Consider the following 16,104-nt stretch of genomic DNA (forward strand, 5'->3'; position numbering starts at 1 on the left):
ACGGACAGTTCCTGGCGTCCGTGGCGTGAGCAGTTAGGGTCGGATGCATGCGCGATCACGCTCAGCGGCTGCAAGGACTCGGGACCACGATCTTCGCCGAGATGTCGGCCCTCGCGGTCCAGACCAACTCGGTGAACCTCGGCCAGGGCTTCCCTGACACCGACGGCCCGGACTCCGTGCTCGAGGCCGCCGTCACCGCGATCCGCAGCGGCGCGAACCAGTACCCGCCGGGCCGCGGCATTCCTCCGCTCCGCCAGGCAATCGTCGACCACCAGAAGCGCTTCTACGGGCTCTCGTACGACCCGGACACACAGGTTCTCGTCACCACTGGCGCCACCGAGGCGATCGCCTCCGCGCTGCTCGCGTACGTCGAGCCCGGCGACGAAGTGATCGCCCTCGAGCCGTACTACGACTCGTACGCCGCGTGTATCGCGATGGCGGGTGGTCGCCGCGTCCCGGTCACCCTCCGCGCCCCCGACTTCCGACTCGACCTCGACGAGCTCCGAGCAGCGGTCACCCCGCGGACGAAGGTGCTGCTGATCAACTCGCCGCACAACCCGACCGGGACCGTCCTGACCGATGACGAGCTCCGTGGCATCGCCGCCGTCGCGGTCGAGCATGACCTCGTCGTGATCGAGGACGAGGTCTATGAGCACCTGATCTTCGACGGACTCCAGCACCGGCCGCTCACGTCGTACGAGGGAATGGCCGAGCGCACGGTCTCCATCGGCAGCGCAGGCAAGACCTTCTCTGTCACCGGCTGGAAGATCGGCTGGGTCACCGGTACGCCGGAGGTGGTCACCGCCGTCAACACCGCGAAGCAGTTCCTCACCTATGTGTCCGGGGCCCCGTTCCAACCCGCCGTCGCCGGAGCGCTTGCCCTGGGCGACGAGTACTTCGACGACCTGCGGACCACCATGCAGGCCAAACGAGACCTGCTCTGCGACGGCCTCGCAGCGCTCGGCTTCGGCGTACACCGACCGCAAGGCACCTACTTCGTCACCACCGATGTCCGCCCCCTCGGCTACACCGACGGCGTCGAGTTCTGCCGCATGCTCCCCGAGAAGACCGGCGTCGTGGCAATCCCCCATCAGGTCTTCTACGACAACGTGGACGCCGGCCGTCCCCTCGTCCGCTGGGCCTTCTGCAAACAGCCGCAGATCCTGGAAGAAGCCCTCTCCCGCCTCACCAAACTCTGACCGCCGCAGCACCGGCCACACGGAGGCTGCAGGTCGGTGCAAATGTGGTGGTGTCCGGCAGGCGAGTTGGGCAGAGTTCCGGGTATGACTGATGTCGAGCGTCCGTCCGAGTACCACCGCAGGCTTCCGTACGGGGAGCGGATGTCGCCCGAACCCATGGTGGGGCAGCAGTTCTTTCCGTTCGATGGTGAGTTTCAGGTGGTGCCACTGAACGAGCCGGTGTTGCCTGAGCCGCCGCGGGTCGGGGAGCCTGGCGGCAAGCCGTGCATGACCTGTGAGGATCCCGAATGGAGTGCGATCTGGGGTGACGACCAGTGGATCCTCAAGGGCGGGCTCCAGAACGGATTGCAGATGGTGGCGCTCCTGGTGCCCCGCGAGCACTACCGGCTCGACAATCTGCCGCCCGAGCTGACTGCCACCCTCGGCCCGATGATCCAGCGCGTCGCCGGGGCAATCCGCCGGATCGAAGGCGTCGGCCGTACCCATTTCAACCGGTGGGGTGACGGCAGCGAGCACTTCCACATCTGGTTCCTCGCGCGCCCCCTCGGCATGATGCAACTCCGCGGCGCGATGATCGCCGCCTGGGACGACCTTCTCCCCCGCATCCCCGACGACGAAGCCAGAGCCAACGCCCGAACGGTCGCCACGGCTCTGGCCGAGACCTCTGGCAGCACACTCGGCCTCGCCGCCGACTGACGACCGCCTGTCAGCCAAGCCGGTCGACCTCGCTGACACCCAGGACCCTCGACACACGTATGCGTGACGCAAAGGTGACTATCGCAGCGACGTTCGCTCACACGGCAAGCGCACGCCAGGGGTCAATGCGATAGGAAGTTGGGTGAATTGCACGTCAAATCAGGCCGACAGAATTATTCGCCAACAGAATTCATGAAAATGATCACGCGGGACCAACATTCCGATGAATTGAGTAAACGAGTCGGCAGTCCAGCGCGGGCACCCGATCTTCATCTATATATGCCACTGCAGGTTCGCCTAGTGGCCCAGATTCCAAATAACCGAATATGACGGCGTCGTGACCCCCGGAGGGCATAACGCAAATTACGACACCTATCGCCGGATAGCCCCATTCCGCGATCATGTCAGCGCTTCCCCGCCCATTTGCAGCATCGATTCCTTGGTCGCCTCCCACACCGAGGATCGCGCTAATCTCGATGTGATCTGGAGCCCAGGACGTTCGAAACTCGGTGGGACAGCACCGGTTCCGCGGCGTGCCGCCGTTTCACTGTTGCAGCAGCTCGACGTAATCCCGTGGCAGCTTCACACCCAAGGCCGCCTCAGCATGGGCAACCAGTTTATCGTCAGTCGGCGGCCCAGTGAAATACTCGCTGTCCTCGAACTGCACTACCACCGCTATCGCCCTCCAGAGAAGCCGCCGGTGTGCCCTGTAAGCCTGTGAGCATCACACTCGATCAGCTGCATTAACCCTAGATCTTGGTGATGATGCCGCATATATCCTTCCGGCGCACGGTCCAAGCCCGCCGCCCTATTGGCTCTAGCAAAGTCAGTTGATCGGCTCCCAGATAGTTCGATCCGAATGTCCAGCCCATCCGGGTGACGCCAGTCCGAGAAGTCAGGGAAACCGTTCTCATCGAATGGCGCACCCGACCTCGGATGCATCGCCTGCAAGCGCCCCATTGCGCACCTTCGGGATACCGCCGTCAGCGCATGCGCAGTGTGTCGGGTGACCAGTAACTTGGCCGCCACAGTTGTGGACCAGTACCGGACTCTTACCGGCGAGCACATAGTACGTGTGGCTCTCCGAGCCGAGCAGGCGACGCTTCCAAGGACTTTACCTGTCCTTTTCTTCACTCGGATGGGGCATTAGGGTGATGACTGACGGCTACCGCGACGGCAACGTGGGCGTACGTTCCGCGCACCTATGGGGACCGCTGCCGCCAGAAACGCTCTGGTATCCGAGCGTGCACCCTACTTTCCCGTCGGGTATGCGCAGACGCAGGCTAGTCTCCTTCAAACACGAGAAACCTATGTGGTCGCTCAATTGCAAGACGCGCCAGCCGAGAAAGCTCGGATAGCGAATTTGCGATAACGGGATCAGGGACCAAAGGGTGCATAGCTTCGATTTCTGCCAGAAAATCACGCACTTGAAGAGAGTTGAAGTACGTGTCCCCATACTCGTCGATATGGCGTACCAGCCCCGATGAACCAGCTTCATCAAGAAGCCAACTCACAAGTTCATCTGGAAGCGCTACCTCCTCCAAAACGTTAAACCTGGCGTCTATCGCCCTAGCCTTCATTGCCATCGCCTCTCAACAAGAGCACCTGATTAGGGCGCCAAGCCTCCCGGGAAGACCTGGGAACATTGTTGCCATGTCACCATTCGCTTCAGTTACCACAGTGTAAGTCCGAGTTGCGTTTGCCGTTGTTCGATCGACCCCGATCTGGCACCAGCATGCGGAACAACGTGCTGCACGCGGCCATTGTTTTGTTGAAAAAGCGAAGGGGGTGCCTTCGGCTTGGGCTGCGAGCTGATGGGGCATCTCCGAATGGTCGAACAGACTCTTACCCGCCGACTGTCCTCCAGTACTGAAGTGACGCTATAGTGCGTGGTCGATGCCCTCTGCATTCGTGTTGATTGGGCCGCCACCGCAGTTGTGTACCAGTACCGGCGCCGGCCGTATCTGTCTGCCGACCGAGCCAGGCCAACCTGCCATTCTCGCTGAGAGAGCGGAGCCCGCCACCATTGCCCGAAGCCTGGGCCGACGTCCGCCACGAGGTGGAATGGAATGCCTGGTCTATCCCAGTCTTCTCCGGTCACCACCGCCTCCGCCCACTCCGCGGCCGCTCGCTTTATCACCCGCGCGAATATAGCGCGACTACGCGGCTCGTCTTCCAGTAGGCGATCAGGATTCTTGAGGGTCATCACGTAGCATGTGGCCGGCAACCACTCGAGATCGGCCAGGCACTCGTCGAGCGCCGGCCAGTTCCTTCCGAAGTACTCCGGAAACTTCGCGACCTGGGCGAACTGGTCGAAGAGGGCACTACTGGTAAGCCCGCGGGCACCATCAAGCGAAATCACCTCACCGCCGACAGCGCGAAGTTGGCTCAGCGCCGCCTCGAACGCCGATGACCCGAAGTCCGCGATGAGGACCCAAGGTGGAGTTGCGCTCAGGAGAGGATTATTACTCATCCGCCAGCTCCTCGAACCGGGAAGAATGATTGATAGTGATCGGTCGTGTACCAGGCGGATCCGTCACTGCCGGTAACGAGGCGCTCTGAACCGCGATCGACGCCCTTGACCTTCGGGTTAACGTCCCCACTCGCGATACGTTACGCCATTCCCGCGTGGTAGAACTGACGCTTCCTGGCTGCCGTCATTCAAGAATTCCCTACCACCTTTATACCCGGCGAACGGTGAGCCTTTTTCATTTATTCGGTTCAACACTGTAAATACTTTTAGGGGCGCAGGGCCCTCGTTACCAGTGGGCTAGCCGTCAAGGTCCGCCAGCCAAGAGCGGAAATCTTCCTCGCCATGCAGATAGACCCCCGGGCCTTGCTGAAGGTCAGCACCCGCCAATCTGTCGAGCGCGCTCCAAAGGGTCGAATTGGAGGAGTAGTCTGCCGATACATCTTTGATCCGCGCCATGGCCCAGTCCGCAGCTTCCTCTCGGGTTACCGACGCCTTTATCAGGCCCACCACCCTGCTCCTGACCTGCTCTTGGAGGTCGGGCACGTCTACCAACTCCCTTTGTAGTTGCCGTCGGCATCGAACAGGTAATGGACCTTGTCCCCCCAGTTGCACCAACGTCGGGTCGTACGATTCTAACGTTTCCTTCAAGATCCAGAGTTTCGTGCCAAATACGCGTAGCGCCAGTATCCGGCTTCCACTCGCGAACGAGGCGCCGGCCGCCCCTGGTCCGCTGGGCCTTCTGCAAACAATCCCCAGATCCTGGAAGAAGCCCTCTCCCGCCCAACCAAACTCTGATCGCACGATTGTGCGGGATCATCCAGGTGTACTGCGCGCTGCTGCCCTCGGCGAATCCTTCGCCGGTCGCGGGATCGAACCTGGGCCAAGCGCCGTTGTCGTCCGGGGTGCACTGACTAGAGCATCGGCCACGTACCGGTCAACCTCATTCATCAGGACGGCAACCCGGCGCTGATTGAACACTGTCGGGTCAGTCATGCCCGTGCCGTTGCAGGAATATCTCCGGCCCTGGCCACGTAGACGCGCTTGGGGCAGCCTTGCATCCATTCTTCAATTCTACTCTCAACCACTTCGAAGCCATTCGGTCCAACAGTTTGAAGGACAAATTCGGCCGGGTTGGACCGAGGTAAATGGAATCTGAAGGCCTTCATGTCTGGGTGAGCCAAGTTACCAACCCAGAATGCGGGTACAATATGCTCGATCGTCCCGTCATTGCATCTGGATGCCCGATCCTCGTCTATCCACCAGCTCGTGATCGACACCACCACAATTAAACCGGGTTCGCTGTCCGGGAACGAGTCGAGATACTCGCAAATCTTGATCAAGTGACGGGTGGCAGCAACGATCATCAATCGATTCTGGTCGACAATCGGCAGCGAACTCATGAAATCGAGCTCACTGAGGCGCGAGCACACGGGAACTTCATCGAAGGTCTCAACTTGGCGGAAAACCGCCGGATCTGACATCCCGTGCCGTTCGAGCATTCCCTGAAAATGGGAATGAAATTCTTGGTCAGAAATCATGAGCCAGGTCTCGTCCAGTCGAACGTCTCTGAACCGATCGCGTCACCCCTCAGTTGAGTTCAGCAGGTAGATCGTTCCATCATTTATCCCAACCATCTCCGCACCTTGGCCTTGCAGGGCCAGGGGGCCCGGGGTGTAGGCGTGACTCGCATCAAAATTCCCACCTCCGCTGAGCCTGCTCTTAACCCACGCGCCTTTGTACATCGACTTTCGGGCACGATCCCTGATGCGCCGCCACACCTTCCCCATCTGAGCGTCATCCGAGGTCGACCCAAGCATCGACTCGAACAACATCCCTTCTCGCTCCTCGCCGATCAAGATCGTCAGGAGATCTGGATTGGCAGATAGGAATTCACGTTCCGACTTCATCGACACATCCGGCGCGTCTCGGTGGAGCGACAACCTGCGAATTTCGCCATCCTCCGACGTCGCATCCATCAGGTTGTCCAGCGATACCTGATACACCTCATACCTCGGCGAAAATTTCTCGACGGCAACCACTAGCCCATCTTTATCGGCCCAAGACGCCGCCATTTGATAAATCTCCGGCCGTGTAGCATGAAATTGAAACCCTATTGCCATGGAATCCTCAGTTGTATGGGACGAAATGCATCTCGATGCTTGCGCCTTCAAGATCCTGCAACGCTTGGGCAGAACTGCTCAAACCCCGTCGAGACATTTGCCCCACGACTCCCCGAACTCACCCCCGAGTCCGTTGATACCGTGGTTACTCTAAACGTCTGCTCGACCACGCAACACATACAACCCATACAGTTCGCCCACCGATTTGTATGGGTTGTGTGACATGCGTCCTACTCGGTGTAACCGCTGGCGGTTCTGGAGCCTCGAATGGCGCCGCAGGCAACCCCGCTCTGGCGACCCCGACCGAGTCGCGCCAGCGGTGGCCGTCAGATGTACGCAAGCATTTGCAACAGCTCGCGGGCAGTGGGGTGTCAGCTGGCGTTTGTTGCCTTCGACTGCCCTGGTTTGGGCGTCGCTACCTGTGCGGCGAGGGTCAGGGCGGTTTGGGTCAGGCGGGTGGCGGAGTCGGGGGCGAAGGGGCCGGGGAGGTTGTAGTAGCGGTGAGCTTCGAGGACTTCATAGCCGCCGTGGGGATGCTCGCAGGCGGGCGGGAGGTAGCCCGGACAGCCGTCGGTGTAGCCCACCACGAAGGTGGCGCCGTTGCCGTGATGTGGCATGCCTGAACCAGTACTGCGGTCCAGGGCTGCCCGGATATCCAGTGAGGTGCGGGCGAAGGGCTCGCCGGGGAGGGTGATGATGCGGATGCCGCCCCAGATGAGGACGCCGACTCGGGCGGTCCAGGTTGTCGGGGCTGAGGCAGCCGTTCGCGCCGCCCAGTTGGCCCAGCAGCGCATCAGGGCCGCGGCGGCGGGATCGCTGTTGGGGTCCGCCGCGATCTCGCCCCACCGGCTCGCTTCGGCGACCTGCGGGTCGGCGTCGATCGTCAGCTCAGTTTGGCCGACGGCTGCGGCGATCGGGCCGTCACAGGGCTTGAGTGGAGCTGCGGCGACGGCTGCGGCGATCGCAGTACCGGCGGCTTCGGCGGCTGCAAAGGTGCGGCTGTCGTTAGCTCGCAGCGACACGGAGGCACTCGCGGCGTGCCCCGTATTCGCGTCGCCCGCACAGCCGGTCAGGAACATCGCGACCGCACCCGGGGACCGCTGCTCGACCACTCGCCGTACTACGCCGGGATAGTCGGCGGTGAGCAAGGTGTTGTCGGCGCTGAGAACCACCGGATGACACGCGTACGACGCCAGCACGGCGATCGGATGGCCATCGGAATCAACCAGTTGCGCCACCGGAAGTGAACGGTCGACGGGACCGTCCGGCCGGCGGCGGTTCTGCGCCACACCGACCTCGATCCCGTAGCCCGACAGCAGTCGAGCCGGCCGCCGGTTCTGGAGCGCCTCCTCGACGGCGTTGATGCAAGACGCCTCCAAGCTCTCCAACCAGACGGGATCCGCTTCATCGCCAAGCCGCCCCGGCACGCTGGCCGGACCGCCGTGCGTGTGGGTCGCGTGCACGCGAACGTTCTCGGCGGGCAACGACGTCCCCCGAGCGACCGCGGCGCAGAAATCCTCATGCAAGCCGACTACGTCGACCGTCACCAGCGCTGTGTCTTCTACGCAGACCGCCCGGACCGTGATCGGGTCATGCACCCCTGTCGACGGGCTCGACCGGGCCACGAACCCGGACATCGCAGCACCGACCGCCGGCGTGACATCCACGACCGCGGCACCCGCCGTGATCGAACTGACCGCGCGGCTGAAGCCGCCCTGCACCGGGCTCATCGCCCGACCTCACGCCCCGACCGTACGACGGTGCGCAGCCGCAGGGTGGTGTCGCCAGGGGCCCAGTCGAAGTGCACGAGATCCGCCTGCGCACCGGGCCGGAGTACGCCGCGGTCACCGGCGAACCGGCCCGGGTTCGCCGTGGCCATCCGCACCGCATCACCCAGCCGGATCCGGGCCAGCGCCACTGCCGAAGCGACGCCGTCTGCCAGCGAACGAGCCGCGCCTGCAAGGTACGGCGTACCGGCGTAGGACAGGCGGCCGTCGCCGGACAGGTGGACGGTTCCGCCGACGGGTGTTTGGTAGTCGCCCGGTTCGAAGCCGGCCAAGGCGACCGAATCCGAGACCAGCACGCTGCGCTCGATCCCCTTCGCCCGAACCATCGCGGTGAGCGCGTCAGCCGGCAGGTGATGGCCGTCGGCGATGAAGCCGGCAGTCAGCCGGTCGTCGGACAGCTGGGTCCACAGGTGGTTCGGGTGCCGCGGCAGCACAGCGTGTGCCCCGTTGCCGAGGTGCGTCGACAACACGGCGCCCGCGTCCACGGCGGCGGTGATCTGCTCGGGGCTCGCTGCCGTATGACCAAGGGCAACGCTCACGCCGGCACGGCTCAGGGCGGTCACATACTCGGGCGTGCCGGGATAATGCGGGGACAGCGTGACGATGCCGACCAGTCCCCCGGATGCGCTCTCCCAACGCAGGAACTCCTCGACGTCCGGCGGACGGATGTGCTCGACCGGGTGCACCCCGCGCGGCCCGTCCTCAGGCGACAGGTGTGGACCCTCCACGTGCACGAAGGGAATGGCGTCCCGGGTGACAGGGTCGGCCTCGCGGGCAGCCGCAATCGCCCTCAGCGAGTTCACCATGTCGTGCTCGGACGCGGTGATCACCGTGGGCGCGAAGGTGGTGGTGCCCGCGGCTGCCAACGCCCGGCCGAGCTCGACCACGGTCTCGGTGGTGACATCCGGCCCATTGACGTCGAGCCCCGCGAACCCGTTCACCTGAAGGTCGACGAACCCGGGCGCCAGCCACCCGTCGACCTCCCCTGTCGCCGCTGAGACGTCGACGATGCGGCCGCCCTCGACCCGCACGGTCAGCGGCCGGCCGGTGGCTGGATCGAGACCACCGTAGGAGCTGGTCACAGCGTGGGGACCCGGTGCCGGAAGCGGCCCAGGAAGCGACCGTTCGCCTCGTCCCCACCCGGCGCGTTCCCGCTCCGCCAGACCGGCGGCTCGATGCCACGGGCAACGAGTTCGTTGACGGTGTGCAGAGTCAGGGCGTTGAGGACGAAGGCGTTCGCGAAGGTCGACACCGCCGCGATCCGTTCCGACACGCCAGGTACGTCGACGATGGCGTCGCCGATCGGCACCTTCGAGTCGATCGCCACGTCGACCAGATCGTGCAGGTTCTGCTTGCTCGGGTGCCGGGCCGGGTGGTCGGGCGAGGTGCGCTCGGCGTGTGCCCGGGAGCTGATCCCGATCAGCCGGACGTCGCGTTCCCGCGCCTCGAGCGCGGCGTCGATCAGGGCCGCGTTGATCCCGTAGGCGTTCACCAGGATCAACAGATCCCCCTCGCCCAGGTCACGGTCACGAACCACGATCCGTCCGTACCCCGGCGTCCGCTCGATCGCCATGGACCGCAGCGCGCCGTTGGAGAGCAGGGTTCCCTCGTCCAGGATCGCGGCGATGTGCATCAGCCCGCCGGCCCGGAAGAAGACCTCCTGAGCCGCCAGGTTGGAGTGCCCGCCGGGACCGAACACGTGCACCAGCCGGTCCGCGGCGATCTGGTCGGCGATCAGCTCGGCCGCCGCGGCGATGGTCTTCGACTCCTCGGCCTGGATCCTGAGCAGCAGTTCGTGGACGTCGTCCAGGTAGCCGCGGGACAGGTCCTCCGCGCTGGTTGCCGTGCTGTCAGCTGACATGAGCTGCCGACTCCTTGTCGAGGTAGAGGGTGCAGTCGCCGTGCCGGCGCAACGCGGTTGCAGGACAGGCAGGGCCGATCGGATCGCTCAGCGCGGCCCGTACGGCGTCGGCCTTCGCCGCCCCCGGTACTACGCAGAACAGGCGGCCGGCGTCCAGGAGACGCGGCACGGTCAGGGTGACCGCCTGGGTGGGCACGTCCTCGAGTCGGTCGAAGCAGCCGTCGTCGACCTGCTGCTGACGGCTCGCGGCCGCGAGCTCGACCAGCCGCACCGAGCGTGGATCCTCCAGATCGGCATCCGGCGGATCGTTGAAGGCCAGGTGCCCGTTCACCCCGACTCCCAGCACCACCAGATCGATCGGCGCCGCGGCGAGCTCCTCGGCGTACTGCCGGCCGTTGTCGGAGGCGTCGGGTTCGAGCAGCAGGACCTTCGCCAAAGGAACGTGGTCGAAGAGGGCGTCCTTCAGCCACTGCCCGAAGCGTTGCGGCGCGTCCGGCGGCAGCCCGAGGTACTCGTCCATGTGGAACGCGGTCACCCTGCTCCAATCGATGCCCTCGGCAACTCGCAGCCGCTCCAGCGTCTCCTGCTGGCTGGGCGCGGCGGCGAAGATCACCCGTACGCCATCCTGCCGGGCCAGTCTGCTGCGGAGCTCCGCGGCGATATCGTCGCCTGCCTTCCGGCCGAGTTCCTCCCGGTCGGGAAACACCTCCACCGTAAGCTTTCCCGTCCCCGTCGTACTCATTGAACCTCCGTAGCTTCGTTCGCGTCTTCGTGCAGCAGTTCCACCAGCAGCAGGAACGACCTGGCGATGTGGAACGGGTCCTTCACCGGCAGCGCGACGGTGGCATCCAGCGGGCTGCCGTCACGCCGCCTGATCTGGATCCACTCCTCCCCGGGCCCGGCCGGGAAGGTGTCCATCGTGTAGCGGTACAACTTCTCGTGCCAGTCGGCGACGTCGGCTCGTGCGGTGGCGCGGCTCAGCAGCGCGGTCGTGTAGAGCGCCTCAGCGTGCGGCCACCAGAGCTTGGTATCCCACGTGTCGACCACCAGAGCCTCGTAACCATCGTCGGTACGCCGGCCTGCCGGCACGCCGCCGTCACTGTCGACGAAGCGGAGCAAGCCGCCGTACTCATCGTCCCAGTCGAGCCCGCAGGCGTGAATCGCGATGTCTGCCAACCGATCGGGGTCGGCGGCCACCGTGCCGGGCGCCAGATCGGCCGCGTGATGCAGGAACCACAGTGCCTCGAGCGTGTGCCCGGGTGCGCGATGCCGACTCAGCAGGGTGTCGGCGCGGCCGGGAGCATCCGATGGCATCTCCACGACCTCGACTCCCCGCAGGAAGGTCTTCTCGATCGCGGCCACCGAGTCTCGCACCACCTCGAGCGATCGAGCGGAACCAGTGGCGCGATGCACCTGCTCGCCGACGCCCAGCAGGATCATCGGCAGCGCGAACGAGGCGTGCCCGGCCGGGACCGGGTAGGGCTCCGAGCGATACGTCCCGGCGTCGATGCGCTGCGCTGCGGCGAGCAGGATCGATTCGGCCGGCCCGGCCCACTCGGGGTCGAGCTGTGCCAGGCCGGCGAAGCCGAGCGCAGCGAACAGATCCGCGAACACGCTCACGCTGATCCCCTGCCCGGCCACCGGCTCCTTCGGGGTGCCGGAGCGATCGGTGACGTACGCCGTGGTGCCGTCGGGCAGCAGCGCGTGGTCGCGGATGAACGCCGCCGTCGACCGGGCCTGCTGCAGGTACGGCTCCGGGTCCAGGTCAAGCACCCCAGCGCGGGCCGCCTCGGCGACGCGCGCCATCAGCCAGACCCAGCGGCCCTGCGACCAGGTGTACTTGTAGGTCGAGACGAGGGTCTTGCCTGCGTTGTCCCAGCAGGTCCGCACCCCGCCGTACTGCGGGTCCGGGCCGTGCTCCATCCACCAGCCGAGGACGTCGTCGACCAGGTGCTTGCGGGTGGCAACGAGCTCGGACGTCTGCGGATCAGACATGCCCAACCTGCAGGCTCCGCTCGTCGACCTCGTCAGGGTCTTGGCCGAGCGCATCGACCAGCGCGTCGGACTCGTCGTTGTGCCACGGGTGGATCAGGCCGATCAGGACGAAGACGATCAGCGAGCAGACCACCGGTCCGCCGACCTGGATCGCGGTCGCCTTGTCCTTCGCGAGCGCGGCGATCCGGCCGTCGACGACGTACCGGGTGACGAAGAAGACCAGCAGGCCGACCGCCCAGGAGGTGATCGCGGCCGTCGGTCCGCAGCGCTTGAAGGCCGGCAGCAGGCCGAGCAGCATCGGGATCGCGATCGGTCCGACGAGCCCGCCGAACCACAGGATCAGCAGCCCGAGGACGCCACCGAAGCTGTCCGCCGTGAGCGCGATGGCCATGCTGAGGGCGATGAAGGCGAAGGTGCTGATCCGGCCGAAGACCAGCTCGGCCTTGCTGGTCAGGCGGTGCGCCCCGCGCCAGACGGCCGGCAGGATGTCGCGCGTGACGACCGCCGAGATCGCATTGGCGTCGGAGCCGGTCATCGCCATCGTGTGCGAGAACAGGCCGGCCAGGACGAGCCCGACGAGTCCCATCGGCAACAAGTTCTGAGTGAGCAGGGCGTACGACTGCTCCGGCTTCGCGAGGTTCGGCAGCAGGATGGGCGCCGCCCACATCGGGAAGAACATCACCAGCGGCCACACGAGGTACAGCCCGCCGGAGAACAGCGCGGCGCGGCGAGCCGAGCTGCCGCTGGGCGACGCGATGAACCGCTGGGCCAGGTTCCAGGTGCCACCGTTGTAGGACAGCGTATTGATCAGGAGGTAGACCATCACGAACAGCACCGTGTACTGGCCGTTGAAGGGCTTGGCGTTGCCGTCCGGGAGGTCGCCCCACATGGTCCAGATCGCCGAGACGCCGCCGAGCTTGCCGAGGACCGCGACGAACAGCACGATGCCGGCCAGGAGCTGGATGACGAACTGGCCGAGGTCGGTCAGGGCGTCGGCCCACAGGCCACCGATGGTCGAGTAGATCAGCGTGACGCCGCCGGTGATCAGAACTCCCCACCCCACGGGCACGCCGGCGAAGACGTTCAGCAGCAGAGCGGTGGCCGTCCACTTGGCGCCCACGTCGAACACCTTCAACGCGGTGCCACTCCAGGCCAGCAACTGCTGGGTCGGCAGGTTGTACCGGATCTTCAGGTACTCCAGCGGGGAGATCACGCCGAGTCGCTGCCGCAGCCGGGGCCAGCGTGGCGCGAAGACGAAGGCACCGACCACCATCGCGAAGGTGATGCCCAGCGCCCACCAGACGTAGAGCACGAACCCTTGGGTATAAGCGATCGCGGCGTACCCGACGAAGACCGCCGAGCTGTAGCCGGACATGTGGTGGGAGATTCCCGACAGCCACCACGGCATCCTGCCTCCGGCCGTGAAGAAGTCCGCCGCGTCGTGGACGCGGGACTTGGCCCACAGACCGATCGCCACCATCACGAAGAAGTAGCCGCAGACGACCAACCAGTCCAACGGTGCCACCGAAGTCTCCCTTGCTGCGCATGGACCGAGCCACCCGGCCCGACATTTCTGCAACCATGCCGTGCAACCGGTTGCACGTCAAGCAATCAACGAAATTGAGACAGCCCGTACAGTGACTGCGTGACTCAGCAGCGGGGTTCCGGGGCGACGCCGACCATCAGCCAGGTAGCGGCCGCGGCCGGCGTTTCGAAGTCGACCGTGTCGCGTGCGTTCTCCCGGCCCGAGATGATCACGGCCGAGACCGTGGCGCACGTGATGGACGTGGCCACCCGGCTCGGCTACGTGCCGAACCACACGGCCCGGGCCCTCAGCACCGGACGCGCGGGCACCGTGGCGATCGTCGTACCGGACATCGCGAACCCCTTCTTCCCGCCACTGATCCGCGGCGCCCAGGCGGCTGCTGACCAGGCCGGTTTCAGCCTGCTGCTGGGTGACTCCGACGAGGACCCCACCCGCGAGGACGTGCTGGTCGGGAAATTCGGGCCACAGACCGACGGCATCGTGCTCGCCTCGTCCCGAATGACCGAGGAGCAGATTCGCGCCCACGCCGAGCGGCGACCGCTGGTCCTGATCAATCGGGATGTACCGGGCCTGCCACGGGTGCTCATCGACACTGCGACCGGCATCGCGGCCGCGGTCGAGCATCTGGCCGGGCTGGGACACCGGCACCTGGTCTATGTCAGCGGACCGACGTCCTCGTGGTCCAACGCCGAGCGGCGCCGCGCTGTCCGAGCCGCCGGACGCCGGCTCGGGCTGAAGGTGAGCGCCGTGGCCGCCCGCCGATCGACGTACGACGCGGGCGTGCAGCGGGTGGATGACATCCTCGGCTCGGGGGCTTCCGCGGTGATCGCGTTCGACGATCTGCTCGCGCAGGGGATTCTCGCCGGCCTGGCCGCTCGAGGCGTCGGTGTTCCGGACCAGTTCAGCGTGATCGGCTGCGACGACGTCCTGGCTGCGACCATGTCCCCACCGCTGACCACCGTGTCCGCACACGGCGGTCACGCCGGACGAAAGGCCGTGGACCTGCTGGTCTCGTTCCTGGACGGAAACGAGGGTGACGAGCGCCGTGTGCTGGACACGTCGCTGGTACTGCGGTCGACCACCGCACCACCGGCAGTACGCCGCAACTGATCGGACCGGCTACTCGCGCATGGCTCGGAGCAGCAGGACGACCCCTCGAAGTACGTCCAGGTTGGCTGCGAGGGCAACGGTGATCAGCCCCCACAGCGGCAGTCCGATCACGGCGGACACCGCGAAGATGAGCAGCCGGAACTCACGGCGGAACAAGAGTCGTACGTCGGTGTCCCGGCCGACCGCGTGGACATAGGACACCAGCAGGCACCCGATGGCCGCGGCGAATCCCCAGCCCCAAGCGGTTCGCGTCGCCCCGGCGGCAAGGACCAGGGCCAGGACGACCGCCAGGTCGGCGTACCGGTCGAGAAGCGTATCCAGGGTGGCACCGCGGCGGGACGCCGTACCGCTGACCCGGGCGAGCTCTCCGTCGACACCGTCGAGCGCCGAGCCGAGGACGACGCCGATGCCGCCGGCGACCATCAGCCACCTGTTGCCGGTCGCCACCAAGCCGGCCGCGAGCAGCGTGACGGAGAAGGCCAGCGCTGTCGCGGCGTCGGGGGTGAGTCCGGTATGCAACAACAGCCGGGTGAGTGGTCCGGAGATGCGGCGATTGACGATCCGGGCGATCACGCCGTCGGTCGGCTTGGGCCCGTAGCGGCGCCACATGAACCGCTCCAGGGCCCGCACCGTTTCTGGCGTGTCCACGTCGGCCCACAGCCCGTGCACGTCATGGGACTGCAGGGGATGACCGTGCACCAACAGTTGCTGCCGGAGCTCCAGCCAGGATTTCGGCGTACGCCCGTCCATCGACAGCACGTCGCTCACCTCGACGACGGTGAGACCCGCGTCCACCGCGTCGTACTCGTCGAGGTCGGGCCCCAAGGACGCAACACACCCGTCGTCTCGCAAGCGGATCCGGTTCGGTCGGGTGCCGCTCAGGCCCGCGAGCTGGCGGTCGACATCGCGATCGACGGCCGCGACATTGCCGCAGGTCGTCCGGACCAGGCGTCGGACGTCGTCTGCCTCGAACACGTGGTCGCCCATGACCACCAGACAGCGTTCGTCGCCGACCGTGCGGAGGCCCGCGAGCACCGAGGAGGCTGTGCCGTGCTGCCAATCGGCGTTGGTCACCACTTCCACGGGCAGGTTCCGGGCCTGGATCGCGGCGACGATGTCTTCCGAGCGGTAACCGACCACGACGACGATTCGCTCGACCCCGGCCTGGCGCAACACTTTGGTGCAACGTTCCAGCAGGCTGATGCCGCCGACCCGCCGCAATGCCTTCGGATGGGTGGATCGCATCCGAAGTCCTCGGCCGGCGGCAAGCAGCAAGGCCACGCGCACCTCCGCCGTAGTGGAACCCTCCTCGATCAC

Annotated in this window: 15 protein-coding genes; 3 read left to right on the forward strand and 12 right to left on the reverse strand. The window is 65.6% G+C overall.

Features of this window, described 5'->3' with window-relative positions; translation table 11 throughout:
• Window positions 1–47: 47 nt before the first annotated feature.
• Window positions 48–1,199 carry a pyridoxal phosphate-dependent aminotransferase gene (locus ABD210_RS13820; RefSeq protein ID WP_344111636.1) on the forward strand — a complete coding sequence of 384 codons (1,152 nt, stop codon included), beginning with the start codon at window positions 48–50 and terminating at the stop codon, window positions 1,197–1,199.
• Window positions 1,200–1,283: 84 nt separating this feature from the next.
• The gene (locus ABD210_RS13825) at window positions 1,284–1,895 is read left to right on the forward strand and encodes an HIT family protein (protein WP_344111638.1); all 612 of its coding nucleotides are present in this window, start codon (window positions 1,284–1,286) and stop codon (window positions 1,893–1,895) included.
• 675 nt (window positions 1,896–2,570) lie between these two features.
• Here the strand turns inward: ABD210_RS13825 and ABD210_RS32455 are convergent.
• The 11 genes from ABD210_RS32455 to ABD210_RS13865 all read right to left on the reverse strand — a co-directional run bounded on the left by ABD210_RS32455 (window position 2,571) and on the right by ABD210_RS13865 (window position 13,656).
• Window positions 2,571–2,963 carry an HNH endonuclease gene (locus tag ABD210_RS32455; RefSeq protein ID WP_425552675.1) on the reverse strand — a complete coding sequence of 131 codons (393 nt, stop codon included), beginning with the start codon at window positions 2,961–2,963 and terminating at the stop codon, window positions 2,571–2,573.
• 604 nt (window positions 2,964–3,567) lie between these two features.
• Entirely contained in the window at window positions 3,568–4,368 is an 801-nt protein-coding gene (locus ABD210_RS32460; RefSeq protein ID WP_425552661.1) for a barstar family protein, read from the reverse strand.
• A complete protein-coding gene (locus ABD210_RS32465) occupies window positions 4,365–4,505 on the reverse strand; it encodes a ribonuclease domain-containing protein (RefSeq protein ID WP_425552676.1) in 141 nt (46 codons plus the stop codon). Before ABD210_RS32465 ends, ABD210_RS32460 begins: the two co-directional genes overlap by 4 nt.
• A gap of 852 nt (window positions 4,506–5,357) precedes the next feature.
• The gene (locus ABD210_RS13830; RefSeq protein WP_344111639.1) at window positions 5,358–5,906 is read right to left on the reverse strand and encodes an Imm15 family immunity protein; all 549 of its coding nucleotides are present in this window, start codon (window positions 5,904–5,906) and stop codon (window positions 5,358–5,360) included.
• Between the two features lie 42 nt (window positions 5,907–5,948).
• Window positions 5,949–6,440, reverse strand: a complete 492-nt coding sequence (locus ABD210_RS13835; protein ID WP_344111640.1) for a hypothetical protein — start codon at window positions 6,438–6,440, stop codon at window positions 5,949–5,951.
• Between the two features lie 419 nt (window positions 6,441–6,859).
• A complete protein-coding gene (locus ABD210_RS13840; protein WP_344111641.1) occupies window positions 6,860–8,218 on the reverse strand; it encodes a neutral/alkaline non-lysosomal ceramidase N-terminal domain-containing protein in 1,359 nt (452 codons plus the stop codon).
• Window positions 8,215–9,357 (reverse strand): N-acetylglucosamine-6-phosphate deacetylase, encoded by a 1,143-nt coding sequence (locus tag ABD210_RS13845; RefSeq protein WP_344111643.1) that lies wholly within the window; start codon window positions 9,355–9,357, stop codon window positions 8,215–8,217. Before ABD210_RS13845 ends, ABD210_RS13840 begins: the two co-directional genes overlap by 4 nt.
• Window positions 9,354–10,136, reverse strand: a complete 783-nt coding sequence (locus tag ABD210_RS13850) for a sugar isomerase domain-containing protein (RefSeq protein ID WP_344111644.1) — start codon at window positions 10,134–10,136, stop codon at window positions 9,354–9,356. Before ABD210_RS13850 ends, ABD210_RS13845 begins: the two co-directional genes overlap by 4 nt.
• On the reverse strand, window positions 10,126–10,878 hold the full coding sequence (locus ABD210_RS13855) for a 6-phosphogluconolactonase (RefSeq protein ID WP_344111645.1): 753 nt from the start codon (window positions 10,876–10,878) through the stop codon (window positions 10,126–10,128). The genes ABD210_RS13850 and ABD210_RS13855 overlap by 11 nt, the downstream gene beginning before the upstream one ends.
• Entirely contained in the window at window positions 10,875–12,131 is a 1,257-nt protein-coding gene (locus ABD210_RS13860) for an AGE family epimerase/isomerase (protein WP_344111646.1), read from the reverse strand. The genes ABD210_RS13855 and ABD210_RS13860 overlap by 4 nt, the downstream gene beginning before the upstream one ends.
• Window positions 12,124–13,656 (reverse strand): sodium:solute symporter family protein, encoded by a 1,533-nt coding sequence (locus ABD210_RS13865; protein WP_344111647.1) that lies wholly within the window; start codon window positions 13,654–13,656, stop codon window positions 12,124–12,126. The genes ABD210_RS13860 and ABD210_RS13865 overlap by 8 nt, the downstream gene beginning before the upstream one ends.
• Window positions 13,657–13,776: 120 nt before the next feature.
• On the opposite strand from ABD210_RS13865, the gene ABD210_RS13870 reads away from it, so the two are divergent.
• Entirely contained in the window at window positions 13,777–14,787 is a 1,011-nt protein-coding gene (locus tag ABD210_RS13870) for a LacI family DNA-binding transcriptional regulator (RefSeq protein WP_344111648.1), read from the forward strand.
• Window positions 14,788–14,796: 9 nt separating this feature from the next.
• Here ABD210_RS13870 and ABD210_RS13875 read toward each other — a convergent pair whose 3' ends face one another.
• Window positions 14,797–16,104 (reverse strand): NTP transferase domain-containing protein, encoded by a 1,308-nt coding sequence (locus tag ABD210_RS13875; RefSeq protein ID WP_344111649.1) that lies wholly within the window; start codon window positions 16,102–16,104, stop codon window positions 14,797–14,799.

Origin of the sequence: Kribbella alba (assembly GCF_039529635.1) — a bacterium.
GTDB lineage: Bacteria > Actinomycetota > Actinomycetes > Propionibacteriales > Kribbellaceae > Kribbella > Kribbella alba.

Bases quoted from the DNA above. Each gene is read 5' to 3' on its own strand.
- ABD210_RS13820 (WP_344111636.1), top strand. From the start codon at position 48: ATGCGCGATCACGCTCAGCGGCTGCAAGGACTCGGGACCACGATCTTC.
- ABD210_RS13825 (WP_344111638.1), top strand. From the start codon at position 1,284: ATGACTGATGTCGAGCGTCCGTCCGAGTACCACCGCAGGCTTCCGTAC.
- ABD210_RS32455 (WP_425552675.1), bottom strand. From the start codon at position 2,963: ATGTGCTCGCCGGTAAGAGTCCGGTACTGGTCCACAACTGTGGCGGCC.
- ABD210_RS32460 (WP_425552661.1), bottom strand. From the start codon at position 4,368: ATGAGTAATAATCCTCTCCTGAGCGCAACTCCACCTTGGGTCCTCATC.
- ABD210_RS13830 (WP_344111639.1), bottom strand. From the start codon at position 5,906: ATGATTTCTGACCAAGAATTTCATTCCCATTTTCAGGGAATGCTCGAA.
- ABD210_RS13835 (WP_344111640.1), bottom strand. From the start codon at position 6,440: ATGGCGGCGTCTTGGGCCGATAAAGATGGGCTAGTGGTTGCCGTCGAG.
- ABD210_RS13840 (WP_344111641.1), bottom strand. From the start codon at position 8,218: ATGAGCCCGGTGCAGGGCGGCTTCAGCCGCGCGGTCAGTTCGATCACG.
- ABD210_RS13850 (WP_344111644.1), bottom strand. From the start codon at position 10,136: ATGTCAGCTGACAGCACGGCAACCAGCGCGGAGGACCTGTCCCGCGGC.
- ABD210_RS13855 (WP_344111645.1), bottom strand. From the start codon at position 10,878: ATGAGTACGACGGGGACGGGAAAGCTTACGGTGGAGGTGTTTCCCGAC.
- ABD210_RS13860 (WP_344111646.1), bottom strand. From the start codon at position 12,131: ATGTCTGATCCGCAGACGTCCGAGCTCGTTGCCACCCGCAAGCACCTG.